The organism is Pseudomonas sp. Cab53 (genome assembly GCF_018325965.1).
Lineage (GTDB): Bacteria > Pseudomonadota > Gammaproteobacteria > Pseudomonadales > Pseudomonadaceae > Aquipseudomonas > Aquipseudomonas chlororaphis_E.
The window spans coordinates 3,542,173-3,568,639 of sequence record NZ_AP021902.1 but is presented as its reverse complement, the minus strand read 5'-3'; the positions used below and the strand labels follow the sequence as shown (position 1 = coordinate 3,568,639).

Below are 26,467 nucleotides of genomic sequence, written 5' to 3'. Positions count from 1 at the left end.
TCGATTTACGCATATAAGAATAACGTCTTCTGGCAGCAGAAGCCTCGCCCGCAAAAGCCTTGGGTCGACAATGAAGATACTTGGGTTTCAACTGATCTACGGCGATTTCCTCGCCCGCAGCGTTCGCGGCATTTCCTGCGCGCCACCGCGTGCCCTCGCATGACTGGCAACTAACGTTTGTTAATTGATAAGCATGATGAGGCGCCGACATGGCAGATCTATACGAAAACCCAATGGGCCTGATGGGCTTTGAGTTCATCGAGTTCGCATCACCGACCCCCAACACCCTGGAGCCGATCTTCGAGATCATGGGCTTCACCAAGGTGGCGACCCACCGGTCCAAGGACGTGCACCTGTATCGCCAGGGCGCGATCAACCTGATCCTCAACAATGAACCCCACAGCGTGGCGTCGTACTTCGCGGCCGAGCATGGCCCGTCGGTGTGCGGCATGGCGTTCCGGGTCAAGGATTCGCAGCAGGCGTACAAGCGGGCCCTGTCGCTCGGCGCCCAGCCGATCCACATCGAGACCGGCCCGATGGAGTTGAACCTGCCGGCGATCAAGGGCATTGGCGGTGCGCCGCTGTACCTGATCGACCGTTTCGGCGAAGGCAGCTCGATCTATGACATCGACTTCGTGTTCCTCGAAGGCGTCGACCGCAATCCGGTGGGCGCCGGCCTGAAGATCATCGACCACCTGACCCACAACGTGTATCGCGGGCGCATGGCTTATTGGGCCGGCTTCTACGAGAAGCTGTTCAACTTCCGCGAGATCCGCTACTTCGACATCAAGGGCGAGTACACCGGCCTGACCTCCAAGGCCATGACGGCCCCGGACGGCATGATCCGCATCCCGCTGAACGAAGAGTCGTCCAAGGGCGCTGGGCAGATCGAAGAGTTCCTGATGCAGTTCAACGGCGAAGGCATCCAGCACGTGGCATTCCTGACCGACGACCTGATCAAGACCTGGGACCGGCTCAAGAGTATCGGCATGCGCTTCATGACCGCGCCGCCAGACACCTACTACGAGATGCTCGAAGGCCGCCTGCCCAACCACGGTGAGCCGGTCGAGGCGCTGCAATCGCGGGGCATCCTGCTGGACGGCGCGTCCGAGCAGGGCGACAAGCGCCTGTTGCTGCAGATCTTTTCGGAAACTCTGATGGGGCCGGTGTTCTTCGAATTCATCCAGCGCAAGGGCGATGATGGCTTCGGCGAGGGCAACTTCAAGGCGCTGTTCGAGTCCATCGAGCGTGACCAGGTGCGGCGTGGGGTGTTGGCCACGGAGTAATCCGCGAGCCACACGGTTGTGGGCGCGAGCTTGCTCGCGATGGCGGCCCGTCATTCAATGCCTGTTGACTGACATACCGCTATCGCGAGCAAGCTCGCTTCCACGAGGTCCTATTTATACTTCAAGCTTTACGCCGATGATGTCGCGTCAGGTGCTTGAAGCCTTCGAACACCAGCACTGCCACGGCCATCCAGATCGAGAGGTAGGTCAGCCATTCGCCGGCCTTGATGCTCTCGCCCAGCAACAGCGCGACGCCCAGCAACAGTACCGGCTCTACGTAGCTCAACAGCCCGAACAGGCTGAACGGCAGCAGCCGGCTGGCAATGATGTAGGACACCAGCGCCGAGGCGCTGATCACCCCAAGCACCGGGATCAGCAGCGACAACCAGGGGTGTTGGTCGAACACGTTGAAGCCTTGCTCGCCGCTCTGCACGAACCAGAGCGCCACCGGCAGCATCAGCGTCATGTCCAGCCAGAGCCCACCCAGGTTGTCGGTCTTGATGCGTTTTCGCAGGATGAAGTAGATCGGATAGCCGATCACCACCAGCAAGGTCGCCCAGGAAAAACCACCGGCCTGGTACAGCTCGTTGAACACCCCGAGCGTGGCGAAGAACACGGCGATTTTCTGCAGGTACGACAGGCGTTCGCCATAGACGATGCGCCCGGTCAGGACCATCGACAGCGGCAGCAGGAAGTACCCCAGCGACACATCCAGGCTGTAGCCGTTGAGCGGCGCCCACATGAACAGCCACAACTGCGCCCCCATCAGGGCCGAAGACGCGATCGCCCCGATCAACAGCCGTGGGGTGTCGACCAGGCGCCGCAGCAGCGCCGTGACCAGTTTCCATTCCCGAGCCACCAGCATGAACACGGTCATGCAGGGCATGGTCAGCAACATGCGCCAACCAAAAATCTCCACGCCGGTCAGTGGCGTGAGCAGCGAGGTGTAGTAGTACATGACGGCGAACAGCGCGGACGCCGAGACCGATAGAGCGATACCTTTGGACACGGAGGCCTCTTGTTAGCGGGGTGGCGGCGTGTGTGACGGACCCTTGTTGTGGCGAGGGAGCGAGCTCCCGCCCGGCCGCGCAGCGGTGGGGTCCGTTGCGCGGCCGAGCGGGAGCACGCTCCCTCGCCGCAAGGGCTTGTTGCGTATCAGGCCTATGACGTCAGCGGTACGCGCCCCGACACGAAATGCCCGACGTCGTTGAAGCCTGGCGTCGAGGCATGCCCCGGCGTCACCAGCGAATCGATGAAGGCTTCGTCATCCGCCGTGATCCTGACCGCCTGCGCCTTGGCATAGGCGTCCCATTGCGCTTCGGTGCGAGGCCCGACGATGGCCGAGGTGACCGCGCGGTTGTTCAGCACCCAGGCGATGGCGAACTCGACGATGCCCACGCCCCGCCCCTGGGTGTACTGCTGGATCTGCTGGGCGATGCGCAGGGACTCGACCCGCCACTCGGTTTCCAGGATGCGTTTGTCCTGGCGACCGGCGCGGCTGTTGGCATCTGGCGCGGCGTCCGGCGCGTACTTGCCGCTGAGCACGCCACGGGCGAGGGGGCTGAAGGGCACCACGCCGAGGCCGTAGTTCTGGGCGGCGGTGATCTGCTCGGTTTCCGCCTGGCGGTTGACGATGTTGTACAGCGGTTGGCTGATCACCGGTCGGTCGATGCCCAGGCTGTCGGCAATCCGGATCACCTCGGCGATGCGCCAGCCGCGGTAGTTCGACAGGCCCCAATAGCGGATCTTGCCCTGGCGAATCAGGTCGCCGATGGCCGAGACGGTGACGTGCAGCGGGGTGTTGTGGTCTTCACGGTGCAGGTAGTAGATGTCCAGGTAGTCGGTGCCCAGGCGGTTCAGGCTGGCCTCGATGCCGTTGAACAGATGCTTGCGGCTCAGGCCGCTGCGATTGGGCACGCCGTCCGCCGGGCCGAAGCCGACCTTGGTGGCGAGCACCCACTCGTGGCGGTGGCGGGCGATCGCCTCGCCGACGATCTCTTCGGAGCGGCCGTTGGTGTAGACGTCCGCCGTGTCGATGAAGTTGATGCCCTGGTCCCAGGCCTTGTCGATGATCCGCAGCGAGTCCTCGGTGCTGGTCTGTTCGCCGAACATCATGGTGCCCAGGGTCAGCGTGGACACCTGCAACCCGGAATGGCCTAGCGTGCGGTAGCTCATGACAAAATCCTTCATCCATGGGAAAGGTCCAATCAAACCCCAGAACAGGCGCATGGATCAAACAGATTTATCGAACACCCCCCCATTCACTGTGGGAGCAGGCTTGTTCGCGAAGAGGGCGTGTCAGTTGACATAGCTGCCATTGATCCACTGCTTTCGCGAGCAAGCCGGCTCCCACAGAGGCAATGCTCAGGCCCTGAGCGTACGCGTCATGCGCAACGCCAGCAGGCTGCCGGCCACGATCACCCCGGCCAACACGTACAGCGCGGCATCGGTGGAGCCGGTGGCATCCTTGACCCAACCCACCAGGTAAGGGCTCAGGAAACCGGCCATCTGGCCCATGGAGTTGATCAGCGCCAGGCCGCCCGCCGCCGCGCCGGCGCTGAGCAGGGCGGTAGGCACCGGCCAGAACATCGGCAGGCCGGTGAGGGCGCCCATGGTGGCGATGGACAGGCCGAGGATGGCGATGGCCGGCGTGGTAGCGAAGTTGACGGCGATCAGCAGCCCGGCCGCGCCCATCAGCATCGGCACCACCAGGTGCCAGCGACGTTCCTTGCGCAGGTCCGCCGAGCGGCCCACCAGCAGCATGAACACCGCCGCCAGCAGATAGGGGATCGCGCTCAACCAGCCGATCACCAGGTTATCGCTGAAACCCAGGCTCTTGATGATCGACGGCAGCCAGAAGTTGATCGCATACACACCGCTCTGGATGCAGAAGTACACCAGGCCAAAGGCCCAGATCGCCGGGTTCTTGAACACGGCCAGCAGGGAGTCGCTGCTGGTGTTCGGTTTGTTCGCCAGGTCCTGGGCATGGTCGGCGGTGAGCACGGCGCGCTCCTGGTCGGTCAGCCACTTGGCGTTGGCGAAGGTGTCGCTGAGCAAAAAGAACGCCAGCGCACCGAGGATCACCGTCGGGATGCCTTGCAGCAGGAACATCCACTGCCAGCCGGCCAGGCCGCCTTGGCCGGCGGCGAAGTGGTTGAGGATCCAGCCGGAAAACGGGCTGCCCAACAGGCCCGACACCGGAATGGCGGACATGAACAACGCCATGATCCGGCCGCGTCGGAAGGTCGGGAACCACTGCGAGAGGTATAGCACCACACCCGGGAAGAACCCGGCTTCGGCCGCGCCGGTGAACAGCCGCAAGGTGTAGAAGCCGGTGGGCGTGGTGACGAACAGCAGGCAGGTCGACAACGTGCCCCAGGTGATCATCATCAGCGCGATCCAGCGCCGGGGGCCGAACTTGCTCAGGGCCAGGTTGCTGGGTACGCCGCACAGGACGTAGCCGATGAAGAAGATCCCGGCACCGAGGCCGTAGACGGTTTCGCTGAACTTCAGCGCATCGAGCATCTGCAACTTGGCGAAGCCAACGTTGACCCGGTCGAGGTAGTTGAACAGGTAGCAGATGAAAATGAAGGGGATCAAGCGCAGGGTGATGCGCTTGTAGACGCTGTTTTTCTCGTCGTGCGTAGCCAGGAGGGCCGTTGCGCTCTGGGACATGGCGGGTCTCTCTTTATTATGATTTGTACGAGCCAAGGGGTAACGTTGACTGCCCTTGAGTCTCGGCCAGCCCGGGGGCCGTGTCTTTGTGCCTGAGCACAGGGTTTGGAGCAGGACCCTGTGCGCCTGACCAATCGCCCTGGCGCCCTGCGCTCCAAACCTTCACCCACGCCGCTTGCAAGGAACACCGTCCCATGTTCGAACTGGATCATGACCTGGCGCAGGACATCGTCGACCGGGCGATGGCGATCCTGCCATACAACGTCAATGTCATGGACAACCAGGGCCTGATCCTCGGCAGCGGTGAGCCCGGGCGCGTCAATACCCGCCACGAGGGCGCGCAATTGGTCCTGGCCAATGGCCGGGTGGTGGAAATCGACGCGCACACGGCGAGGCACCTCAAGGGCGTGCAGCCAGGCATCAACCTGCCGCTGATGCTCGATCAGCGCCTGATCGGCGTGCTGGGCATCACCGGCGAGCCCGAGCAGTTGCGCACCTACGCCGAACTGGTACGCATGACCGCCGAGATGCTGGTGGGCCAGCGCAACCAGCAGGCCGAGCAGCAATGGCGCCGGCAACGGTGTGACGACTTGCTGGCTTTGCTGCTGGGGGACGCCGGGGATTCGCCGCGGTTGTTGGACGAAGCCCGCCAGATGGGCCTCAAGCCGCAACTGTCACGGGTGCCGTATCTGTTCGAGCTGGGCCCGGAGCATGGGCCAGGGCAGAGCGTCGAGACGTTGAGCGCCTGGTTGATGTCACGCTACCCGGACAGTTGGTGCCTGACCTCGTCCAAGTCCTCGTTGCTCTGGTGCCGGCCGGTCACCGCGTCGGTGGAAAACGAGCGGCTGCTGGGCAAGCTCGACGGGCTGGGCTGGTGCATCTTGCGAGTGGCGGTGGGTGGCCAGGCCGAAGGGCTGGCGGGACTGCGTCGGTGCTACCGTCGGGTCGCGGACCTGCTGGCCTACGGTCGCGATGTGTTGCCGCAATTGCGGCTGCTGAGCCTTGCCCGTTATCGCCTGCCGGTGATGCTCTGGCGTCATCGCAGCGACGATGCCCTCGACGAATTGCTGGCACCGCTGCGCAAGGTGATCGCCAAGGACAGCAACGGCCAGTTGCTCACGACCTTGCGCAGCTGGTGCGAACACGACGGCCAGAGCCAGGCTTGCGCCGAGGCCCTGGGGATCCACCGCAACAGCTTGCGCTACCGCATGGAACGCATCGCCGAGCTCAGTGGGGTCGATCCGTTGCGGCTGGATGGCATGTTGGCGTTGTACCTGGGGGTGCAGTTGTTGCCGCAGACCGAAAGCCCACCGCTGTAACCCTGTGCTCGCGAGGGTGGTTGTACTGGGGAAATTATGTCGCCTGTGCCGCCATCTTCGCGGGCAAGCCCGCTCCCACAAATGATTTGTGGTGTACATGGATTCGGTATTCACGCTGATTAACTGTGGGAGCGGGCTTGCCCGCGAAGAGGCCCTTCCATCCAACAACCATCCCCCTACCAACCCCACCCTTTGTAAAATTGAACAATAATCCCCCCTGTCTTTTGTGCGGCAGACCGGCGTCACGGTTGCGGTCAGCTGGCAGCATGCTGGGCATCGGAACCGGAGAATAATATGAAAATAGTCATCGCCCCCGACTCGTTCAAGGACAGCCTCAGTGCCCAGGGCGTCGCCGACGCCATCGCCGCCGGGCTGGCCCAGGTCTGGCCGGCTGCACAGTTGATCAAGTGTCCGATGGCCGATGGCGGGGAGGGGACGGTGGCGTCGGTGCTGGCGGCGTGCAACGGACAATGGCGTCGCAACCGGGTTCGAGGGCCGTTGGGTAGCGCGGTCGAGGCAAGCTGGGGCTGGTTGCCCGAGAGCCGCACCGCGATCATCGAAATGGCCGAGGCCAGCGGCCTGCAATTGGTCGCGCCGGGGCAGCGCGATGCCTGCTCCAGCAGCACCTATGGCACTGGCGAACTGATTCGCGCCGCCCTGGATGAAGGGGCCGGGCGGGTGATCCTGGCCATCGGCGGCAGTGCCACCAATGACGGCGGTGCCGGTGCGATGCAAGCCCTGGGCGTGGCGTTGCTGGATGAACACGGCCAGGTGCTTGCTCCGGGCGGCCTGGCCCTGAAGAACCTGTCGCGCATCGACCTCAGCGGACTGGACCCGCGCCTGGCCCAGGTCGATTTCGAGATTGCCGCCGACGTCGACAACCCACTGTGCGGCCCCCAGGGGGCTTCCGCCATTTTCGGCCCGCAAAAAGGTGCTTCCGCCCAGCAAGTGCGGTGGCTGGACGCAGCCCTGGGACACTTCGCCGAACACTGTGCCCAGGCCCTGCACAAGGATGTGCGCGACGAACCGGGCAGCGGTGCCGCCGGCGGCCTCGGGTTCGCCGCCAAGGCGTTCCTCGGCGCGCGGTTTCGCACGGGCGTGGAGGTGGTCGCCCAACTGGTGGGGCTGGCCGCTGCGGTACAGGGCGCTGACTTGGTGATCACTGGCGAAGGCCGTTTCGACGCGCAGACCCTGCGCGGCAAGACGCCCTTCGGCGTGGCCCGCATCGCCCGCCAGCACGGCGTGCCGGTGCTGGTTATCGCCGGTACGTTGGGGGAGGGCTACCCGGCGCTGTATGAGCACGGTGTCGATGCCGCCTTCGCCCTGGCCAGCGGCCCGATGACGCTGCAAGAGGCCTGTGCCGATGCGGCGCGCCTGCTGGGCGAGCGGGCCCGGGATATTGCCCGGCTGTGGCAGGTCGCCAGCCGATAAGTGCTCCTGAAATATTTTTTTACATCCCCCTGTAAAAAGCCTACAGCCCAGCCGATAAAGGGGTTAAGCGTACCCATCAGCACCCCACCCTACACTGACTGGCATGGATGCTCGACCCCATTGCCCCGAGGTCTTTACATGTCCCTTCGTAGCCTGAACATCGCGCCCCGAGCCTTCCTTGGCTTCGCTTTCATTGCTCTGCTTGTCATTGGCCTGGGCTTATTCGCTGCCAATCGCATGTCGGTGATCCGCCAGGCCTCGGTGGACATGGAGCAAAACCAGGTGCCCAGCGTCGCGTACCTGGCCAACGTGCTGGAGAACGTGCTGCGCATGCGCATCCTGTCGTTCCGCATCCTGGTCAACCGCGAGCCGGCCAGCCTGGCAGAGGCCGAAACCCGCATCGGTGTGCTGGTGGAGAAACTGCACAAGGCCGACACCAGTTACGCGGCGTTGCCAGCCGAAGCCGAGGAAAAAGAGCTATACAAGACTTTTTCCGTGACCCTTGGCAACTACCTGCAAGCCCAGAAAGAGATGCTCGACCTGTCGCGACAGAACAAGGTCGATGAGCTGCGCGCCCTGATCAATAGCCGAATCAAGGAAGGCACCGACCTGATGGGCGAGCAGCTCAACAAGCTTATCGCGATCAACGTGTCCGGCTCTGTAGAGGCGTCGGCCGAGGCGGGCGCGCACTTTGACAACGCGCTGGCGGGCATCATCATCGTGTCGCTCGTCGCTGCGTTGGCCACCGTGCTGCTCGCGCTGGCGTTGACTCGCAGCATTGTGTTGCCGCTCAACCGAGCGCTGGAGGCGGCGCGAGTCATTGCTGGCGGGAACCTGGTGCAGGTGATCACGGACGACGGCAAGGACGAACCCGCTCGGTTGCTCAAGGCCCTGGCCGACATGCAAGCCAGCCTGCGCAAGACCATCGAGCAGATCGCCGGCTCCGCCACCCAGTTGGGCGCCGCCGCCGAAGAGTTGAGCGCGGTGACCCAGGAATCTTCCCGTGGCCTGCAACAGCAACACAATGAAATCGAACAGGCCGCCACGGCGGTCAACGAAATGACCACCGCAGTGGAAGAGGTCGCGCGTAATGCGGTGTCCACGTCCGAGGCGTCGAACCAATCGACCCAGGCGGCCCGGGAAGGTCGCTCGCGGGTGGTGGAAACCGTCGAGGCGATCCAGACCATGACCCACGACGTGCAAAGCACCGCGGCGATGATCGAAGGCCTGGCGGTGCAGGGGCGCGATATCGGCAAGGTCCTGGACGTGATCCGCGCCATCGCCGAACAGACCAACCTGCTGGCCCTCAACGCCGCCATCGAAGCCGCCCGCGCCGGGGAGGCCGGACGCGGTTTCGCGGTGGTGGCCGACGAGGTCCGGGCCTTGGCCCACCGCACTGCGCAATCAACCCAGGAAATCGAGAAAATGGTCGCCGGTATCCAGAACGGCACCGGTGAGGCCGTGCAGTCGATGCAGCAAAGCAACCAGCGTACCCAGAGCACCCTGGAAATGGCCCGCGCCGCCGGCGTGGCCCTGGAACAGATCACCCAATCGATCCACCAGATCAACGAGCGCAACCTGGTCATCGCCAGCGCTTCGGAGGAACAGGCCCAGGTGTCCCGCGAAGTGGACCGCAACCTGGTCAACATTCGCGACCTCGCCACCCAGTCGGCCAGCGGTGCGAAACAGACCAGCGACGCGTCCCACGAACTGTCGCGCCTGGCGGTGACGTTGAACGCGATGGTGGCGCGGTTTGTGATTTGAGATAGGGTTGAGGCTGGACACCGCGCAATCAGGAGATATGCATGCGCTTTTCAGCCTTGACCCAACGCATCACCGGCGATGGCGCCGCCGCCTGGCACATTCACGATCGGGCGCTGGCCATGCGCGAACAGGGCATGGACGTGCTGCTGTTGTCGGTGGGCGATCCGGATTTCGACACACCGCGCGCCATCGTCGATGCCGCGGTGGGCAGCCTGCGGGCCGGGGATACGCATTACTCGGACATCCGTGGCCTGTACACCTTGCGCAGCCGCATTGCCCGGCGTCACCAGCGGCGCTGCGGCCAGCCGGTCGACGCCGGGCATGTCACCGTGTTGCCCGGTGCGCAGTGCGCGGTGTATGCAGTCGCGCAGTGCCTGCTCGACCCGGGCGACGAGGTGATCGTCGCCGAGCCGATGTATGTCACCTACGAGGCGGTGTTCGGTGCCTGCGGGGCGACAGTGGTGCCGGTGCCAGTGCGTCCGGAGAACGGGTTCAGGGTCGAACCGGCCGATGTGGCCGGCCTGATCACCGGGCGGACCCGGGCGATGCTGCTCAACAGCCCCAACAACCCATCAGGCGCCAGCCTGCCGCTCGCGACCTGGCGAGGACTGGCGCAGTTGTGCATCGAGCATGACCTGTGGCTGATCAGTGACGAGGTCTACAGCGACCTGTTGTACGAAGGTGAGCACATCAGCCCGGCCAGTCTGCCAGGCATGGCCGAACGCACGGCGACCATCAACAGCCTGTCCAAATCCCATGCCATGACCGGTTGGCGCATTGGCTGGGTACTTGGGCCCGAGCCCCTGGCCGAACACTTGGCGAACCTGTCGTTGTGCATGCTCTTCGGCCTGCCGGATTTCGTGCAGCGGGCGGCCCAGGTGGCCCTCGAAGAAGATTTGCCTGAAGTGGCGCACATGCGCGAAGAGTATCGCCAGCGCCGCGACCTGGTGTGCGCCATGCTTGGCAACTGTCCGGGCCTCAAGCCGGTGCGACCCGATGGCGGCATGTTCGTCATGGTCGACATCCGCCAGACCGGTCTCGACGCCCAAGGCTTTGCCGAACACCTGCTGGACGGCTATGGCGTCTCGGTGCTCGCCGGCGAGGCCTTCGGCCCGAGCGCGGCGGGGCATATCCGCATCGGGCTGGTGGTCGACCGGCTGAAACTGGCCCAGGCCTGCGAGCGCATCGCGGCCTGTGCGGCGGGGCTGCTGCTAGCACGGCGGGCCTGAGACTCGCCGTGCGTCGCGACCGCTTTCGCGAGCAAGCTCGCTCCCACAGGTTTCCCAAGTGTCCGAGGGGCCCTTTGTGAGAGCGAGCTTGCTCGCGAAGGCGGCCGCCCATCCAGCCTCGCCATCCCAGGCAAGCCGCCCCCCCGGCCGATCAGTGGCTGTCAGGACGCTTGCGCACCAGATTCATCACCCCGACAAAGAACACCGGGACAAACACCACCGCCAGGGTCGCGGTGATCATCCCGCCGATCACCCCGGTCCCGATGGCCTGCTGGCTCGCCGAACTGGCGCCGGTGGCGATGGCCAGAGGCACGACGCCGAGGATGAAGGCCAGGGAGGTCATGATGATCGGTCGCAGGCGCAGGCGCGCCGCCTGGAGCGTGGCGTCGATCAGATCATGGCCCTGGTCGTACAGGCTCTTGGCGAACTCGATGATCAGGATCGCATTCTTCGCCGACAACCCGATGATGGTCACCAGCCCGACCTTGAAGAACACATCGTTGGGCAGGCCGCGCATCGACACCGCGAGCACCGCGCCGAGCACCCCCAGTGGCACCACCAGCAGCACCGACGTCGGGATCGACCAACTCTCGTACAGCGCCGCCAGGCACAGGAACACCACCAGCAACGACAGCCCGAGCAACAGCGGCGCCTGGCTGCCGGACAAGCGTTCCTGCAGGGACAGCCCGGTCCATTCCTGCCCCAGGCCGGCCGGCCCCTGGGCCACCAGCCGCTCGATCTCGGCCATGGCTTCGCCGGTGCTGTGGCCGGGCGCCGGTTCGCCGGAAATGCTGATGGCCGGGTAGCCGTTGTAGCGGGTCAATTGTGTCGGGCCCTGGGTCCATCTGGCCTGGACGAACGCCGACAGCGGCACCATCTTCCCGGCGTTGTTGCGCACATGGATCTTCAGCAGGTCGGCCACCTGGCCGCGCTGGTCGCCTTGTGCCTGGACCACCACCCGCTGCATCCGCCCCTGGTTGGGGAAGTCATTGACGTAGGCCGAGCCCACCGCCGTGGACAGCACGTTACCCACGTCGGCGAAGGAAACGCCCAGGGCATTGGCCTGCTTGCGGTCGACCTCCAGTTGGACCTGCGGCGCTTCGGCCAGGGCGCTTTCACGCACGTTCATCAACACCGGGCTTTTTCCGGCCGCGGCGAGCAATTCGTCGCGGGCCTGCATCAGCGTGGCGTGGCCAAGGCCGCCGCGATCCTGCAGGCGGAACTCGAAGCCACTGGAGGTGCCCAGGCCATCCACTGGTGGCGGCAGCACCGCAAAGGCCATAGCGTCCTTGATCGCGCCGAACGCCTGGTTGGCTCGGTCGGCAATCGAGCTGGCCGAATCGTCGCGTGCCCGCTGCGACCAGTCCTTCAGGGTGGTGAACGCCAGGGCCGCATTCTGCCCGCTGCCGGAAAAACTGAAACCGAGGATCACCGTGCTGTCGCTCACGCCCGGCTCGCCGGCGTTGTGAGCTTCGATCTGCTCCACCACCTGCACCGTGCGGTTCTTGCTCGCGCCGGGCGGCAACTGGATGTCGGTGATGGTGTAGCCCTGGTCCTCCACCGGCAGGAACGAGGAGGGCAGGCGCGTGAACAGCAGGCCCATGCCCACCAGCAGCACCCCGTAGATCAGCAGGTAGCGGCCGGTGCGCTTGAGTGCGTAGGCGACCCAGCCCTGGTAGCGATCGCCCAATTGGTCGAAGCGGCGATTGAACCAGCCGAAGAAACCGCCCTTGGCGTGATGCTCGCCCTGGTCGATGGGCTTGAGCAAGGTCGCGCACAGCGCCGGCGTGAGGCTCAGGGCCAGGAACGCCGAGAACAGGATCGAGGTCGCCATGGACAGCGAGAATTGCCGGTAGATCACGCCCACCGATCCGGGCATGAACGCCATGGGAATGAACACCGCCACCAGCACCAGGGTGATGCCGATGATCGCGCCGGTGATCTGCCGCATCGCCTTGCGCGTCGCTTCCTTGGGCGACAGCCCTTCGCTGGCCATGATCCGCTCGACGTTCTCCACCACGACGATGGCGTCGTCCACCAGGATGCCGATCGCCAGGACCATACCGAACATGGTCAACACGTTGATGGAAAAACCCAGGGCGAGCATGGTCGCGAACGTGCCCATCAGCGCCACGGGCACCACCAGCGTCGGGATCAGGGTGTAGCGGATGTTCTGCAGGAACAGGAACATCACGGCGAACACCAGCAGCATGGCCTCGCCCAGGGTGTACACCACCTTGGTGATCGAGACCTTGACGAACGGCGAGGTGTCGTAGGGGATCTTGTACTCGACGCCCGCGGGGAAGTAGCGCGACAGCTCATCCATCTTCGTGCGCACCAGCGTCGCGGTGTTGAGGGCATTGGCCCCCGGCGACAGTTGTACGCCAACGGCGGTGGAAGGCTTGCCATTGAGCCGCGTGGAAAACTGGTATTCCTGGCTGCCGACTTCCACCCGCGCCACATCGCCAATGCGCACGGTGGAGCCGTCGGGGTTGGCCTTGAGTACGATGTCGGCGAACTCTTCGGGCGTCGACAACTGCCCCTTGACCAGTACCGTCGCGGTCATCTCCTGGGTGGTGCGTGCCGGCAGGTCGCCGATGCTGCCCGCCGACACCTGGGCGTTCTGCGCCACGATGGCGGCATTGACGTCGGCCGGCGTCAGGTTGAAGGCGAGCAGTTTCTGCGGGTCGATCCAGATCCGCATCGCCCGCTCGGCGCCGTACAGTTGCGCCTTGCCGACGCCGTCCAGGCGCTTGATCTCGTTCATCACGTTGCGCGCCAGGTAGTCGCTGAGCGCCACATCGTCGAGCTTGCCGTCGCTGGAGGTGAGCGTGATCAGCAGCAGGAAACCGGCCGACACCTTGTCCACCTGCAAGCCCTGCTGGGTGACGGCCTGGGGCAGGCGTGATTCCACGGCCTTGAGCCGGTTCTGCACATCGACCTGGGCCAGCTCCGGGTTGGTGCCCGGCTGGAACGTCGCGGTGATGGTGGCGCTGCCCAGGCTGCTCTGGGAACCGAAGTACAGCAGGTGATCGGCGCCGTTGAGCTCTTCCTCGATCAGGCTGACCACGCTCTGGTCCACGGTTTGCGCCGACGCACCGGGGTACACCGCGTAGATTTCGATTTGCGGCGGCGCGACGTCGGGGTACTGCGCCACCGGCAACTGCGGGATTGCCAGCACACCGGCCAGCAGAATGAACAACGCCACCACCCAGGCGAACACCGGGCGGTCGATAAAGAACTGCGGCATGGCAAACGTCCTGCTTACTGGCCAGGGACCTGGGCAAGTGGAAGAGGGGAGTCATCGACCCGGACTTTTTCACCGGGGCGTGCGTGTTGCAGGCCTTCGACGACAATGCGGTCGCCCGGCTTCAAGCCATGGGTGACGATCCAGCGGTCATCCTGCACGGCGCCCAGCGTCACCGGTTGCAGGCTGACGGTCTGCTGGGCATCGACCAGCAATACCTGGGCGATGCCGGCGCTGTCGCGCAGGATGGCCCGCTGCGGCACGCTGATGCCCTGGCGATCGACCGCCTGCTCCAGGCGCACGCGCACGAAGCTGCCCGGCAACAGGTCCAGGTCGGGGTTGGGGAATTCGCTGCGCAGGGTGATCTGGCCGGTGCCCGGGTCGACGCTGATGTCGGCGAACAACAGTTTGCCCGGCAGCGGGTACAGGCTGCCGTCGTCCTGAACCAGCGTGGCCTTGGCCTGGCCCGGCTCGACCTGCTGCAACTGGCCGGCGCGCAGGGCGCGGCGCAGTTCGTTGAGCTCGCGGGTCGATTGGGTGAGGTCGGCGTGGATCGGGTCCAACTGCTGGATGAGGGCCAGCGGCGTGGTTTCGTTCTGGCCGACCAGCGCACCCTCGGTTACCAGCGCCCGGCCGATGCGTCCGGCGATGGGCGCGGTGACCGTGGCATAACCGAGGTTCAGCCGGGCCCGTTCCACGGCGGCCTTACTGGCGGCGACATCGGCGGCGCTCTGGCGATCAGCGGCCCGGGCGTTGTCGTAGTCCTGGCCGCTGATGGCGTTGTCCTCGATCAGGCGCGCGTAGCGTTGCGCTTGCAGGCGTGCCTGGAAGGCGTTGGCCTGGGCCTTGCGCAATGCCGCTTCGGCGCTGTCCAGGTCGGCCTTGAACGGCGCCGGGTCGATGCGAAACAGCACATCGCCTTTTTTCACATCGCTGCCTTCGCGATACACCCGCTGCAACACCACGCCGGGCACCCGTGCGCGCACTTCGGCGGTGCGTGGCGCGGCAATGCGTCCGCTCAATTCGCTGCTGATGGACAGTGGCCGGGCTTCGATGGTTTCGACGGCCACGGTGGGCAGCGGCGCTTCGTCCGTGGGCGGCGCGGCGCTGTCGCAGGCGCTCAACGACAGCGCACCGAGCAGCAGACCCAGCGTGGCGAAAGAATTCTTTGGCATGGTGCATCCCCAATAATGAGCGGTGCCATGCTACGGCGGGCGAGCCTGGGCGTTGGTAAAGCTTTGTTGGGGGTGTGTGAAATTGTGTAAGGGTTTTGCGTCGGGTTGGGCGAGGGCGTATATCCTTGGCAACTTGAGATCATCGGTGTCTTGCCGGGCCTCATCGCGAGCAAGCTCGCTCCCACAATGATTATGCGAACGCCTGTGGGAGCGAGCTTGCTCGCGATAGATAAAGGCCTGCCAGGCACCCCAGCACTTTCTGGAACACCCCATGCCCAACATCCTCCTGGTCGAAGACGACTGCGCGTTGTCCGAGCTGATCGCCAGTTACCTGGAACGCAACGGCTATCAAGTCAACGTGCTGGCCCGCGGCGACCACGTGCGGGAGCGGGCGCGGGTCAATCCGCCGGACCTGGTGATCCTCGACCTGATGCTGCCGGGCCTGGACGGCTTGCAGGTGTGTCGCCTGCTGCGGGCCGATTCGGCGACCTTGCCGATCCTGATGCTCACCGCCCGGGACGACAGTCACGACCAGGTCCTGGGCCTGGAAATGGGCGCCGACGACTACGTCACCAAACCGTGCGAGCCGCGGGTCTTGCTGGCGCGGGTGCGGACCTTGCTGCGGCGCAGCAGCCTCGCCGAACCGCAGACGGCCAACGACCGCATTCTGATGGGCAACCTGTGCATCGACCTGTCCGAACGCACCGTGACCTGGCGCGGCCAGCCGGTGGAGCTGTCCAGCGGCGAGTACAACCTGCTGGTGGTGCTGGCCCGGCATTCCGGCGAGGTGCTGAGCCGCGACCAGATCCTGCAACGCCTGCGCGGCATCGAGTTCAACGGCACCGACCGCTCGGTGGACGTGGCGATTTCCAAGCTGCGGCGTAAATTCGACGACAACGCCGGCGAAGCTCGCAAGATCAAGACCGTCTGGGGCAAAGGCTACCTGTTCAGCCGTTCCGAGTGGGAATGCTGAGCCGATGTGGAAACTGCTGATTCGCCTGTACCTGGTCACCATCGTCTCCTACAGCGCGGCCATCTACCTGATGCCGGAACTGGTGGTCCGCCTGTTCCATGAGCGCTTCGTGAGCTACAACCTCGACCATTCCCGAGGCTTGCAGACCCTGATGGTCAAACAGTTCCACGCCGTGCCCCGCGAGCAGTGGCCGGCGCTGGCGGCGCAGATGGACAAGGACTTCGAGCCGCTGCGCATCGAACTGGCGAGCCTCGATGACCCGGGCTTCAGCGAAGCCGAGCGGGCGCAGCTCAGCCGTGGCGAAAACATCGTGCGCCTCGGTGACTGGGCCTGGCGCACCCTGGCGGTGGCACCGCTGGGTGAGCGCATGGCGGTCAAGATGATCGTTCCGCCGGATCCGACCGACGTCAACTGGCTGTACTGGAGCATCAACGTGCTGATCGGCGCGACCATGCTCGCGTGCCTGTTGCTCTGGCTGCGGCCGCACTGGCGTGACCTGGAGCGCCTCAGGCGCACCGCCGAGCGTTTCGGCAAGGGCCACTTGGGTGAGCGTACGCAGATTGCCTCCAGTTCGAACATCGGCAGCCTGGCCCATGTGTTCGACACTATGGCCGGTGACATCGAGAAGCTGCTCAACCAGCAGCGCGACCTGCTCAACGCGGTGTCCCACGAATTGCGCACGCCACTGACCCGGCTCGACTTCGGCCTGGCCCTGGCGCTGTCCGAGGATTTGCCGCCCGCCAGTCGCGAGCGCCTGCAAGGGTTGGTGGCGCACATTCGCGAGCTGGATGAACTGGTGCTCGAACTGCTGTCCTACAGCCGTCTGCAGAACCCCGAACGCTTGCCCGAGCGGGTCGAAGTGCCGCTGGACGAATTCATCGACAGCATCCTGGGCAGTGTCGACGAAGACCTGGCGGCCCCGGACGTGGTGATCGACGTGTTGCTGCACGGAGCGCTGGAGCGCTTCGAACTCGACCCGCGCCTGACCGCCAGGGCCTTGCAGAACCTGCTGCGCAATGCGATGCGTTACTGCGAGAAGCACATCCAGGTCGGTGTGTTGGTGGGCGACCAGGGTTGTGAGATCTGGGTCGACGATGACGGCATCGGCATCCCGGATGACGAGCGTGAGCGTGTGTTCGAGCCGTTCTACCGCCTGGACCGCAGCCGCGACCGCGCCACCGGCGGGTTCGGCCTAGGCCTGGCCATCAGCCGCCGTGCCTTGCAAGCCCAGGGCGGCACCTTGACCGTCGAGACTTCACCGCTGGGCGGGGCTCGGTTCAGGTTGTGGTTGCCCGCCCCATCGTCCTGATCCAGGTGGTTCCCTGGGCGAGGGAGCGTGCTCCTGTTGGGGTGCGCAGCGGCCCTTCAGCCTCAGCCGAACAACCCCGCCGCGATATTGATCGAAAACCCCAAGATTGCCGTGTTGAATACGAACCCGATCAGTGATTGCGCCAGTACGATCTTGCGCAACTGGCGGGTGGCGACACCCACGTCCGACGTCTGCACCGCGACCCCGATGGTGAAGGAGAAATACAGGAAATCCCAATAATTGGGCGTGGTCAGGCCTTCGGCAAAGCGCAGCGCCGGCTCGGTGCCCTCCCAGGTGTAATAGAGCCGCGCATAGTGGACGCTGAAGATCACGCCGATCAGCAACCATGAGCCGATCACCGTCATGGCCGTGAAGCCGTAGTGCAGCAGCTTGCCTGCGGCGTGCAGGTCGCGGCTGCCGGCCAGTTCGACGGTGATGGTGGCCAGGCTGGCCAAGGCGGCGATGCAAACCATCAGCAAGACCAGCCCGGCGTTTTCGTCTTCGATCTCGGCAATGCGCCTGACGTCGGGGGCCTTGGCGCGTACGGTCAGCCACAACATCAGCACCAGGTAGGTCCAGACCCCGGCATTCCAGCCGATCAGGACCTTGCTGATGAGGCTGTCCGCAGGCGCCAGGACGCCCACTGCCAGGCCGACGGCCATGGCGCTGGACAGACGCGGGTGGGTACGGGCGAGGAAGGGCATGGGGCTCACTGTCCGGAAAAGAGACGCCTAGTATGCTCAGGCGACCCCAGGTAGCCAACCTGTAGGAGCGAGCCCGCATTTCTTTGTTGGCGGGGCAAGATTTAGATTGACCGCCGCTTGTCTGGCAGCAGAATGTCTTTCGTCGCAAATCTCCAAGAGTGATGGCTTTTTGATACCTGCTTGCGTCGCGATTGAGTACAATCGCGGCGTACAATCGGGCATGGAGGCAGTCCGGCTCTTTCGTTACGAGAACACTCCATGTTGATCGGTACGTATTCCCCCGCGCTCGTTTCCATTTCCCTGTTCGTTGCTGTCCTGGCTTCCTACACCGCACTCGACCTGACCGGGCGTATCGCCACCGCCCAGGGCCGCGCCGCGCAGCTGTGGATGGCCGGCGGCGCACTGGCCATGGGCGTGGGCGTCTGGTCCATGCACTTCATCGGCATGCTGGCGTTCTCCTTGCCGGTGCGGCTTGGCTACGACACTTCCATCACCGCGCTGTCGTTGCTGATCGCCATTTTGTCCTGCGGCTTTGCCTTGTGGCTGGTCAGCCAGCCGCGCCTGCCGGCGTGTCAACTGGCGTTCGGTGCGCTGGTCATGGGGGCCGGCATCAGTGCCATGCATTACACCGGCATGGCGGCGTTGCGGATGCAGCCGGGCATCGACTACGAGCCCACGCTGTTCGGCGCCTCACTGGTGATTGCCGTCGGTGCTTCTGCGGCGGCCCTGTGGATCGCCTTCCGCCTGCGCCAGAACACCCCTCACGTGCGCCTGGCCCGGGCCGGCGCCGCGGTGATCATGGGCGTCGCCATTGTCGGCATGCACTACACCGGCATGGCCGGGGCGCAGTTTCGCGACGGCAGCTTTTGCGGCGCCCTGGACGGCCTGAGCGGCAAGGGCCTGGACAACGTGGTGCTGATCACCACCCTGGCGGTGCTGGCCATCGCGTTGCTGACCTCGATTCTCGATGCGCGCCTGGAGGCCCGCACCGCCGAACTGGCCCAATCCTTGACCGTGGCCAATCGCGAACTGACGCAGCTGGCCCTGCACGACCCGCTCACCGGGTTGCCCAACCGGGTGTTGCTGGCCGACCGTATCGGCCAGGCCATGCACCGGGTGCAAGAGCAGGGCGGCTGCTTTGCCCTGATGTTCATCGACCTCGATGGCTTCAAGCCGGTCAACGATGCCTTCGGGCACCACATGGGCGATCTGTTGCTGCGCGACGTGGCCCTGCGCCTGCGCGAGGATTTGCGCAGCCAGGACACCCTGGCGCGGATCGGCGGCGATGAGTTCGTGCTGATGGTGCAACTGGCCGAGCCGGACGACGCCTTGCGCCTGGCTGCCCGCCAGGTCGGGTTGGTGGGCCAGACGTTTCGGGTGGCCGAGCACGATTTGCAGATCTCCGCCAGCGTCGGCATTTCCGTGTACCCCGGCAACGGCAGCAGCGCCGAAGAGCTGTTGATGAATGCCGACGCGGCGATGTACCACGCCAAGGGGGCGGGGAAGAACGGCTACAGCTTTTTCGACGCGTCGATGAACAGCAACGCCCGCAAGCAATTGCAGTTGCTGCAGGATTTGCGCATCGCCGTCGAACAGCGCCAGTTCAGCCTGCATTACCAACCCAAGTTCGACGCCGCCAATGGGCGTCCGGTGGGGGCCGAGGCGTTGTTGCGCTGGACCCATCCGACCCAGGGCCTGTTGATGCCCGCCACGTTCATCGACCTGGCGGAAAAGACCGGGCTGATCATCCCCATCGGCGAATGGGTGCTCAACGAAGCCTGCCGCCAGATGCGCGAATGGTACGTGCTCGGCTACACCGACTGGCGCATCGCGGTGAACCTCTCGGCCTTGCAGTTCTGCCACACCGGGTTGGTACAGAGCGTCGCCAAGGCCTTGGAAACCCATTGCCTGGCGGCCAACAGCCTGACGCTGGAAATCACTGAAACCACTGCCATGAGCGATGCGGATGCGAGCATGACGGTGCTGCAGCAGCTGTCCGACATGGGCGTGGACTTGTCCATCGATGACTTCGGCACCGGCTATTCGAGCCTGATGTACCTCAAGCGCCTGCCGGCCAATGAACTGAAGATCGACCGCGGCTTCGTGCGCGACCTGGAGCACGACAGCGATGACGCGGCCATCGTCTCCGCCATCGTCGCCCTTGGCCAGGCCCTGGGGCTGCGGATCGTTGCCGAAGGGGTCGAGACCGACCTGCAGCAAGACTTCCTGACCCGGTTGGGTTGCGATTCCCTGCAAGGTTACCTGCTGGGCCATCCACTCCCGGCCGAGCGCTTTTTGCACGACCTGCGCCAGGTCAAACGCGCCGCCATGGCCTGACACACGGTCGTCATCCTGTGGGAGCGGCTTGCTCGCGAAGGCGGCGTGTCAAACGACAATCATGTTGGCTGGCCCACCGCTTTCGCGGGCAAGCCCGCTCCCACAGTTGCCCGCTTGCACAATGGGCGCGCGGCAGGCACCTGTCTTCACAGTAAAAGGAATGATTCGCCGCCGTTGAAGTCCCAGTTCCAGTACCCCGAATAACTGGAGCTTTTCTATGCGCAAATCCCCCCTGATCGCCAGCCTGGTCCTGATCGCCGGTCTCGGAGCCCTCGGCCCCGTGGCGCAAGCGGCGCAAGCCACCGGAGATGCGGTGGAGCACTCGCCCAACAATGGTCGCCGGCTGGTGGAGGCCGACCGGACGCCGGCGGAGTATCAGCGCCCGGAAAAAGCCATCAAGAACTGGAAAGAGAAGGGCCTCGAAGCCCCCGACGAGGGTTCGCAATGGGTGCAGATCAATGACAAGTACGTGATGGTGGTGATCGCGTCTGGCCGGATCCTCAAGATCACCCCCGCCACGCGCTAGGCCATCAGAGCAATTCGCCTTTGTCCCACAGATGAACCAGCTCGCCGGGTGCCTGATCCTCGGGCACCTTGAGCACCATTTCATCGTCCTGGTCGTTGGTGCGGTAACGCACCTCGATCTGGAAGAAGCGCTGGTCGCCGCGCCCGGGTGCGGGCGAGGCCAGCGGCAGGCAGCCCTCCAGTACCGAACAGATGCGGCTGCGCTGGTCGATGTCGCATTGGGCGAATTCGATTTCCCGTGGCCGGGTCAGGGCATGGATGGCCGCCACGCCACCCTGGCGTGACAGCCGTACCACGGCGTTGTCGTCGAGCTCTGGAAGGGTTTTCATCAACGCTCCTGTGTCAGGTCGACGCCGACCTGGCGCCAGCCGTCTTGCACCGCTTGCACTTCCCGCGCACCGAAGCGCTGGCGGGCATGCTCGACGGTCAGGCGGGCGAAGTCGCTGAAGGACGCGTCGTTGGCCAGTTTTCTGTCGCACAAGGTGTCATACCAGATCCGGCCGGCTTTTTCCCAGGCAAATCCGCCCAGCGTGGTCGCCACCAGATAAAAGGCGCGGTTGGGGATGCCGGAGTTGATGTGCACGCCGCCGTTGTCCTCGCGGGTAATGACGAATTCACGCATGTGCGACGGTTGTGGGTCCTTGCCCAGCAGCGGGTCGTTGTAGGCGGTGCCGGGGTTGGACATGCTGCGCAGGCCATCGCCGTTGATCTTATCGGTGAGCAGGTCGGCACCGATCAACCAGTCGGCCTGGTCGGCGGTCTGTTCCAGCACGTACTGCTTGACCAGCACGCCGAACACATCGGAGATGGACTCGTTCAGTGCACCGGACTGGTTGGCGTAGACCAGCCCGGCTTCGCTTTCGGTGACGCCGTGGGCCAGCTCGTGGGCGACCACGTCGAGGGAGCGGGTGAAGCGCTGGAAAATTTCCCCGTCACCGTCGCCGAACACCATTTGCGCGCCGTTCCAGAAGGCGTTTTCGTAGCCTTGTCCATAATGCACGCTGCCCACCAGGGCGAAGCCCTTGTTGTCGATGGAGTCGCGGCCGAGGATTTTCCAGAAAAAATCGTAGGTGGCGCCGAGGGCATCGTAGGCTTCGTCCACGGCCGGGTCGCCGCTGGCCGGCTGGCCTTCCAGGCGTACCGGCTGGCCGGGCAGTTCCATGGTGTTCTGTGCGTCGTGCACGCTGCGCTGCGGGTGGCCGGCCTTGCCCGGCCTGGGCAGTTTCGCCGCGGCGGGCGGCTGGTCCGGCGGGCCGGGGTTGTGCCGCAGGCTGCGCACGTGGGTCAGGGTGCCAAGGGCGCTGGAACGTTGCTGTTCGGAGCCGTGGGCAATGATGCGATTGAGAATGTACGGAGGAATGAAACCGTAGAGCGGGCGAGAGTCAAACATCAGAAAATCCTTATCTGAAATGCAGGGCGATACCCATGTGAACCGAAGTGGCTTGAGCGGTTCCCTACTGCTGACCCGCTCGATGCGCCACAGTTGCATATGGATACGGACACGGACCTGTGGCCAGGGGATAATCCCTGCGCCACAAAAACACAACACGGACAGACTCCATGAACGAAGAACTGCACATCACCGACCTGCAACAGGGCGACGGCAAAAGCGTAGTCAAAGGCGCGCTGATCACCACCCAATACCGCGGTACGCTCGAAGACGGCACTGAATTCGATTCGTCCTACAGCCGTGGCAAGCCGTTCCAGTGCGTGATCGGCACCGGTCGCGTCATCAAGGGCTGGGACGTGGGGCTGATGGGCATGAAGGTGGGCGGCAAGCGCAAGCTGTGGGTACCGGCCCACCTGGCCTACGGCGAGCGCTCCATGGGCGCGCACATCAAGCCCAACGCCAACCTCGTTTTCGAGATCGAGCTGCTGGAAGTGCTGACCCGGGACGATTGAGCGGCGTCGACTGCGGGCCGGCAACCTCCAGTTGAAAGTGTTGCTACTCTTTGCAGATGATGCATGGCTTTATTCGTCAGGGAGCGAAATATGGAAGCGGAACTGCATGACCTGGGAGTCTCCCAGGTGGCTGCGGCCATTGCCGAGCCGGCCCGGACCCGCATGTTGTGCGCGTTGATGGACGGCCACGCCCGGACCAGCACCGAGCTGGCCAGCATTGCCGACGTCAGTGCTTCCACCGCCAGTGCCCATTTGGCGAAGCTCAAGGACCTGGTCTTGGTGCGCGTGCATGTGCAGGGGCGTCATCGTTACTACAGCCTGGCGGACAAGCGCGTCGCCCAGGCCCTTGAAGCGTTGATGGTGATCGGCCAGAGCGCCGCGCCGACTTTCATCCCGCGCACCCCGGATCGCCTGCAATTTGCCCGCACCTGCTACGACCACATGGCCGGCACCCTGGCGGTGCGGCTGCATGATCGCCTGCTTGAGGCCGGGTGGCTGGTGGAGGCAGGGCAGGGCTATGGGCTGAGCGAGTCGGGCGAGCAAATATTCGCGGAGTTGGGCATTGATGTTCAGGTGCTCGCCGCGCAACGACGTCGGTTCGCCTGCCCCTGCCTGGACTGGAGCATGCGCCGTCCGCACCTGGGCGGCGCCTTGGGAGCGGCGTTGTTGCAAGTGGCGATCAAGCGCAAATGGGTGCTCCAGGACCTGGACAGCCGGGCACTGGGGCTGACCGCCAGCGGGCGCAAGGAAATGGCCGCGCGGTTTGGCGTGGATGTCGAGCAAGCGGTTGCACCGGCCGATGCCGTCGCGAGCAGGCTCACGCCCACCGTGGAACTGCGCTGAAGCAAGGCTTGTGCATGTGGCGAGGGAGCTTGCTCCCTCGCCACAAGTGGATCAGACCTTGACGATCCAACCCGCTGGCGCTTCGACGTCACCGGTCTGCACGCCGGTCAGCTCTTTGTAGAGCTTCTGGGTGATCGGGCCGACTTCGGTTTCGCTGTGGAACACGTGCAGCTTGTCCTTGTAGTGGATGCCGCCGATCGGCGTGATCACCGCCGCGGTACCGCAAGCACCGGCTTCCTTGAAGTCCGACAGCTTGTCGATCAGCACGTCGCCTTCGACCACTTCCAGCCCCAGGCGCGATTTGGCCAGTTCGATCAGCGACAGGCGAGTGATGCCTGGCAGGACCGATGGGGAGTTGGGGGTGACGAATTTGCCGTCGTGGGTGATGCCGAAGAAGTTGGCCGAACCGACTTCCTCGATCTTGGTGTGGGTCAGCGGATCGAGATAGATGCAGTCGGCGAAGCTGGCCTTCTTGGCCTGGGAACCCGGCATCAGGCTGGCGGCGTAGTTGCCACCGACCTTGGCCGCGCCGGTGCCTTGTGGGGCGGCGCGGTCGAAGGTGGAGATCAGGAAGTTGTGCGGGGTCAGGCCGCCCTTGAAGTAGGCGCCGACCGGGATGCAGAAGATCGAGAAGATGAACTCGGGCGCGGTGCGCACGCCGATGTTGTCACCCACGCCGATCACGAACGGGCGCAGGTACAGCGCGCCGCCGGTGCCGTAGGGCGGGATGAAGCGTTCGTTGGCGCGGACCACTTGCTTGCAGGCTTCGACGAACTGTTCGGTGTCGACGTGCGGCATCAGCAGGCGGGCGCAACTGCGCTGCATGCGGGCGGCGTTCTGGTCCGGGCGGAACAGGTTGATCGAGCCGTCCTTGCAGCGATAGGCCTTCAGGCCCTCGAAGCATTGCTGGCCGTAGTGCAGGGCGGTGGAGCCTTCGCTGATGTGCAGCACATTGTCGTCGGTCAGGGTGCCGGCGTCCCAGGCGCCATCGCGCCAGTGCGACAGGTAGCGCTTGTCGGTCTTGATGTAGTCAAAGCCCAGTTTGTCCCAATTGATGCTCTCGTTACCCATGACACCCTCTATTGCTTAACAACCGTCGAAACGGTTCAAGGCTTCTGACGTTTTTTGGATGGGGACAACAATACTTCATTCCGGTGTTGTTTCGCAGCCTGTAAGGGCGAAAACCCGACTGTTTGGCGCTCCGCAAACCCTGTGGCGAGGGGATTCATCCCCGTTGGGCTGCGAAGCAGCCCCTTAGCCCTGATTCCTCGATTTACTTGACACTCTGTTTTGGGGCTGCTGCGCAGCCCAACGGGGATGAATCCCCTCGCCACAGGTGCTCATCAACCTCGGGGGGTCACACATGCAACGCATGCCCCAACGCCCGCAGCGCCGCTTCCTGAACCGCCTCACCCAGCGTCGGGTGGGCGTGGATGGTGCCGGCGATGTCTTCCAGGCGCGCGCCCATTTCCAGCGACTGGCCGAACGCGGTGGCCAGTTCCGAGACGCCCACGCCGACGGCTTGCCAGCCGACGATCAGGTGGTTGTCCCGGCGCGCCACGACCCGCACGAAACCGCTTTTCGATTCCAGGGTCATGGCGCGGCCGTTGGCGGCGAACGGGAAGCTGGACACGATGCAGTCCAGCCCGGCCGCCTTGGCCTCGTCCGGTGTCTTGCCCACCACCACCAGCTCCGGGTCGGTGAAGCACACCGCGGCGATGGCCGCCGGGTTGAATTCCCGCTGCCGACCGGCGATCAGTTCGGCGACCATTTCGCCCTGGGCCATGGCCCGGTGGGCGAGCATCGGTTCGCCGCTCAGGTCCCCGATGGCCCAGACATTGCGCATGCTGGTCTGGCAACGCTGGTCGATTTTTACCGCCGCGCCGTTCATCGCCAGATCCAGCGCTTCGAGGTTCCAGCCCTGGGTGTTAGGCCTGCGCCCCACGGCCACCAGAACCCGGTCGGTCTCAAGGTTCAGGCTGTCGCCAGCCGGGTCACGGACTTGCAATGTGCTGGCCTGTGCATCGAACCCTTCGACACTGTGCTTGAGGTACAGCTTCACACCCAGTTGCTTGAGCGCCTCGTGCACCGGCTGGGTCAGTTCGCCGTCGTAGGCCGGCAGGATCCGTTCCTGGGCTTCGACCACACTGACCTCGGCGCCGAGCTTGCGGTAGGCGATGCCCAGCTCCAGGCCGATGTAGCCGCCCCCGACCACCACCAGGTGCCTGGGCACCGAGGTCGGCGCGAGGGCTTCAGTGGAGGACACGATCGGCCCGCCCAGCGGCAACATCGGCAGGTTGACGCTGGTCGAACCGGTGGCCAGCAGCAGGTGTTCGCACTGGATGCGGGTGTCGCCGACTTCGACGGTCTTGCCGTCGACAACCTTGGCCCAGCCCTGGATGACCTGGACCTTGTGCTTCTTGAGCAGCGCTGCGACGCCGGTGGTCAGGCGATCGACGATGCCGTCTTTCCATTCGACGCTCTTGCCGATGTCCAGGCTCGGCGTCGACACCGTGATGCCCAAGGCCGAACCCTGGCTGTGGTGCCGCGTCTGGTGAAACTGCTCGGCCACATGGATGAGCGCCTTGGACGGGATGCAGCCGATGTTCAGGCAGGTTCCGCCCAGCGCCTGGCCTTCCACCAGGATGGTCGGGATGCCCAGTTGCCCGGCACGGATCGCCGCCACATAACCGCCAGGGCCGCCGCCGATGATCAGCAAGGTGGTGTTCAAAGTCTGTTGCATGCCAG

At 64.6% G+C, this 26,467-nt stretch carries 21 protein-coding genes; 11 read left to right on the top strand and 10 right to left on the bottom strand.

Features of this window, described 5'->3' with window-relative positions:
- Positions 1 to 209: 209 nt before the first annotated feature.
- Complete coding sequence (gene hppD / locus KI241_RS15385; protein WP_123578939.1) at positions 210 to 1,286, top strand: 4-hydroxyphenylpyruvate dioxygenase; 1,077 nt, start codon at positions 210 to 212, stop codon at positions 1,284 to 1,286.
- A 121-nt stretch (positions 1,287 to 1,407) separates the two neighbouring features.
- Here hppD and rarD read toward each other — a convergent pair whose 3' ends face one another.
- From rarD to KI241_RS15370, 3 genes are all read right to left on the bottom strand, one after another.
- Positions 1,408 to 2,295, bottom strand: coding sequence for an EamA family transporter RarD (gene rarD / locus KI241_RS15380; protein WP_042729398.1), 888 nt, complete (start codon positions 2,293 to 2,295; stop codon positions 1,408 to 1,410).
- Between the two features lie 152 nt (positions 2,296 to 2,447).
- Positions 2,448 to 3,461 (bottom strand): aldo/keto reductase, encoded by a 1,014-nt coding sequence (locus tag KI241_RS15375; RefSeq protein ID WP_042729399.1) that lies wholly within the window; start codon positions 3,459 to 3,461, stop codon positions 2,448 to 2,450.
- A gap of 189 nt (positions 3,462 to 3,650) precedes the next feature.
- Complete coding sequence (locus KI241_RS15370; protein ID WP_053143671.1) at positions 3,651 to 4,961, bottom strand: MFS transporter; 1,311 nt, start codon at positions 4,959 to 4,961, stop codon at positions 3,651 to 3,653.
- 194 nt (positions 4,962 to 5,155) lie between these two features.
- On the opposite strand from KI241_RS15370, the gene KI241_RS15365 reads away from it, so the two are divergent.
- The 4 genes from KI241_RS15365 to KI241_RS15350 all read left to right on the top strand — a co-directional run bounded on the left by KI241_RS15365 (position 5,156) and on the right by KI241_RS15350 (position 10,704).
- Complete coding sequence (locus KI241_RS15365; RefSeq protein WP_212802686.1) at positions 5,156 to 6,280, top strand: sugar diacid recognition domain-containing protein; 1,125 nt, start codon at positions 5,156 to 5,158, stop codon at positions 6,278 to 6,280.
- Positions 6,281 to 6,574: 294 nt separating this feature from the next.
- Complete coding sequence (locus tag KI241_RS15360) at positions 6,575 to 7,711, top strand: glycerate kinase (RefSeq protein ID WP_212802685.1); 1,137 nt, start codon at positions 6,575 to 6,577, stop codon at positions 7,709 to 7,711.
- A gap of 138 nt (positions 7,712 to 7,849) precedes the next feature.
- Complete coding sequence (locus KI241_RS15355; protein WP_042729403.1) at positions 7,850 to 9,475, top strand: methyl-accepting chemotaxis protein; 1,626 nt, start codon at positions 7,850 to 7,852, stop codon at positions 9,473 to 9,475.
- A gap of 41 nt (positions 9,476 to 9,516) precedes the next feature.
- On the top strand, positions 9,517 to 10,704 hold the full coding sequence (locus KI241_RS15350) for an aminotransferase class I/II-fold pyridoxal phosphate-dependent enzyme (RefSeq protein WP_212802684.1): 1,188 nt from the start codon (positions 9,517 to 9,519) through the stop codon (positions 10,702 to 10,704).
- A 151-nt stretch (positions 10,705 to 10,855) separates the two neighbouring features.
- On the opposite strand, the gene KI241_RS15345 is transcribed toward KI241_RS15350, so the two are convergent.
- Together KI241_RS15345 and KI241_RS15340 are read right to left on the bottom strand one after the other, a co-directional pair.
- On the bottom strand, positions 10,856 to 13,954 hold the full coding sequence (locus KI241_RS15345; RefSeq protein ID WP_212802683.1) for an efflux RND transporter permease subunit: 3,099 nt from the start codon (positions 13,952 to 13,954) through the stop codon (positions 10,856 to 10,858).
- A gap of 14 nt (positions 13,955 to 13,968) precedes the next feature.
- Positions 13,969 to 15,126: an efflux RND transporter periplasmic adaptor subunit gene (locus tag KI241_RS15340; protein ID WP_212802682.1), complete on the bottom strand. Its 1,158-nt coding sequence runs from the start codon at positions 15,124 to 15,126 to the stop codon at positions 13,969 to 13,971.
- 271 nt (positions 15,127 to 15,397) lie between these two features.
- Between KI241_RS15340 and KI241_RS15335 the strand changes: the two genes are divergently transcribed.
- Positions 15,398 to 16,099: a response regulator transcription factor gene (locus tag KI241_RS15335; RefSeq protein ID WP_042729407.1), complete on the top strand. Its 702-nt coding sequence runs from the start codon at positions 15,398 to 15,400 to the stop codon at positions 16,097 to 16,099.
- Positions 16,100 to 16,103: 4 nt separating this feature from the next.
- Complete coding sequence (locus tag KI241_RS15330; protein WP_042729408.1) at positions 16,104 to 17,408, top strand: ATP-binding protein; 1,305 nt, start codon at positions 16,104 to 16,106, stop codon at positions 17,406 to 17,408.
- 62 nt (positions 17,409 to 17,470) lie between these two features.
- Here KI241_RS15330 and KI241_RS15325 read toward each other — a convergent pair whose 3' ends face one another.
- Positions 17,471 to 18,112 carry a DUF1345 domain-containing protein gene (locus tag KI241_RS15325; protein WP_042729409.1) on the bottom strand — a complete coding sequence of 214 codons (642 nt, stop codon included), beginning with the start codon at positions 18,110 to 18,112 and terminating at the stop codon, positions 17,471 to 17,473.
- Positions 18,113 to 18,370: 258 nt separating this feature from the next.
- Here KI241_RS15325 and KI241_RS15320 point away from each other — a divergent pair, with 258 nt between their 5' ends.
- Both KI241_RS15320 and KI241_RS15315 read left to right on the top strand, forming a co-directional pair.
- On the top strand, positions 18,371 to 20,449 hold the full coding sequence (locus KI241_RS15320) for an EAL domain-containing protein (protein ID WP_212802681.1): 2,079 nt from the start codon (positions 18,371 to 18,373) through the stop codon (positions 20,447 to 20,449).
- Between the two features lie 217 nt (positions 20,450 to 20,666).
- Positions 20,667 to 20,975, top strand: a complete 309-nt coding sequence (locus KI241_RS15315; protein WP_042729411.1) for an RcnB family protein — start codon at positions 20,667 to 20,669, stop codon at positions 20,973 to 20,975.
- Positions 20,976 to 20,979: 4 nt separating this feature from the next.
- On the opposite strand, the gene KI241_RS15310 is transcribed toward KI241_RS15315, so the two are convergent.
- Together KI241_RS15310 and KI241_RS15305 are read right to left on the bottom strand one after the other, a co-directional pair.
- A complete protein-coding gene (locus KI241_RS15310; protein WP_047738894.1) occupies positions 20,980 to 21,303 on the bottom strand; it encodes a protealysin inhibitor emfourin in 324 nt (107 codons plus the stop codon).
- On the bottom strand, positions 21,303 to 22,364 hold the full coding sequence (locus tag KI241_RS15305) for a M4 family metallopeptidase (protein WP_042729413.1): 1,062 nt from the start codon (positions 22,362 to 22,364) through the stop codon (positions 21,303 to 21,305). Before KI241_RS15305 ends, KI241_RS15310 begins: the two co-directional genes overlap by 1 nt.
- 170 nt (positions 22,365 to 22,534) lie before the next feature.
- Here KI241_RS15305 and KI241_RS15300 point away from each other — a divergent pair, with 170 nt between their 5' ends.
- Positions 22,535 to 22,876 carry an FKBP-type peptidyl-prolyl cis-trans isomerase gene (locus tag KI241_RS15300; protein ID WP_042729414.1) on the top strand — a complete coding sequence of 114 codons (342 nt, stop codon included), beginning with the start codon at positions 22,535 to 22,537 and terminating at the stop codon, positions 22,874 to 22,876.
- Between the two features lie 90 nt (positions 22,877 to 22,966).
- Positions 22,967 to 23,719, top strand: a complete 753-nt coding sequence (locus tag KI241_RS15295; RefSeq protein ID WP_042729415.1) for a metalloregulator ArsR/SmtB family transcription factor — start codon at positions 22,967 to 22,969, stop codon at positions 23,717 to 23,719.
- 51 nt (positions 23,720 to 23,770) lie between these two features.
- Here the strand turns inward: KI241_RS15295 and KI241_RS15290 are convergent, their stop codons facing one another.
- Together KI241_RS15290 and lpdA are read right to left on the bottom strand one after the other, a co-directional pair.
- Positions 23,771 to 24,790, bottom strand: coding sequence for a branched-chain amino acid aminotransferase (locus KI241_RS15290; protein WP_042729416.1), 1,020 nt, complete (start codon positions 24,788 to 24,790; stop codon positions 23,771 to 23,773).
- A 286-nt stretch (positions 24,791 to 25,076) separates the two neighbouring features.
- Positions 25,077 to 26,462 carry a dihydrolipoyl dehydrogenase gene (gene lpdA / locus KI241_RS15285; RefSeq protein ID WP_123578948.1) on the bottom strand — a complete coding sequence of 462 codons (1,386 nt, stop codon included), beginning with the start codon at positions 26,460 to 26,462 and terminating at the stop codon, positions 25,077 to 25,079.
- Positions 26,463 to 26,467 lie beyond the last annotated feature (5 nt).

Coding starts and splice junctions, on each gene's coding strand:
- hppD (WP_123578939.1), top strand. CDS start 210: ATGGCAGATCTATACGAAAACCCAATGGGCCTGATGGGCTTTGAGTTC.
- KI241_RS15375 (WP_042729399.1), bottom strand. CDS start 3,461: ATGAGCTACCGCACGCTAGGCCATTCCGGGTTGCAGGTGTCCACGCTG.
- KI241_RS15370 (WP_053143671.1), bottom strand. CDS start 4,961: ATGTCCCAGAGCGCAACGGCCCTCCTGGCTACGCACGACGAGAAAAAC.
- KI241_RS15365 (WP_212802686.1), top strand. CDS start 5,156: ATGTTCGAACTGGATCATGACCTGGCGCAGGACATCGTCGACCGGGCG.
- KI241_RS15360 (WP_212802685.1), top strand. CDS start 6,575: ATGAAAATAGTCATCGCCCCCGACTCGTTCAAGGACAGCCTCAGTGCC.
- KI241_RS15355 (WP_042729403.1), top strand. CDS start 7,850: ATGTCCCTTCGTAGCCTGAACATCGCGCCCCGAGCCTTCCTTGGCTTC.
- KI241_RS15350 (WP_212802684.1), top strand. CDS start 9,517: ATGCGCTTTTCAGCCTTGACCCAACGCATCACCGGCGATGGCGCCGCC.
- KI241_RS15345 (WP_212802683.1), bottom strand. CDS start 13,954: ATGCCGCAGTTCTTTATCGACCGCCCGGTGTTCGCCTGGGTGGTGGCG.
- KI241_RS15340 (WP_212802682.1), bottom strand. CDS start 15,126: ATGCCAAAGAATTCTTTCGCCACGCTGGGTCTGCTGCTCGGTGCGCTG.
- KI241_RS15335 (WP_042729407.1), top strand. CDS start 15,398: ATGCCCAACATCCTCCTGGTCGAAGACGACTGCGCGTTGTCCGAGCTG.
- KI241_RS15330 (WP_042729408.1), top strand. CDS start 16,104: ATGTGGAAACTGCTGATTCGCCTGTACCTGGTCACCATCGTCTCCTAC.
- KI241_RS15325 (WP_042729409.1), bottom strand. CDS start 18,112: ATGCCCTTCCTCGCCCGTACCCACCCGCGTCTGTCCAGCGCCATGGCC.
- KI241_RS15320 (WP_212802681.1), top strand. CDS start 18,371: ATGTTGATCGGTACGTATTCCCCCGCGCTCGTTTCCATTTCCCTGTTC.
- KI241_RS15315 (WP_042729411.1), top strand. CDS start 20,667: ATGCGCAAATCCCCCCTGATCGCCAGCCTGGTCCTGATCGCCGGTCTC.
- KI241_RS15310 (WP_047738894.1), bottom strand. CDS start 21,303: ATGAAAACCCTTCCAGAGCTCGACGACAACGCCGTGGTACGGCTGTCA.
- KI241_RS15305 (WP_042729413.1), bottom strand. CDS start 22,364: ATGTTTGACTCTCGCCCGCTCTACGGTTTCATTCCTCCGTACATTCTC.
- KI241_RS15300 (WP_042729414.1), top strand. CDS start 22,535: ATGAACGAAGAACTGCACATCACCGACCTGCAACAGGGCGACGGCAAA.
- KI241_RS15295 (WP_042729415.1), top strand. CDS start 22,967: ATGGAAGCGGAACTGCATGACCTGGGAGTCTCCCAGGTGGCTGCGGCC.
- KI241_RS15290 (WP_042729416.1), bottom strand. CDS start 24,790: ATGGGTAACGAGAGCATCAATTGGGACAAACTGGGCTTTGACTACATC.
- lpdA (WP_123578948.1), bottom strand. CDS start 26,462: ATGCAACAGACTTTGAACACCACCTTGCTGATCATCGGCGGCGGCCCT.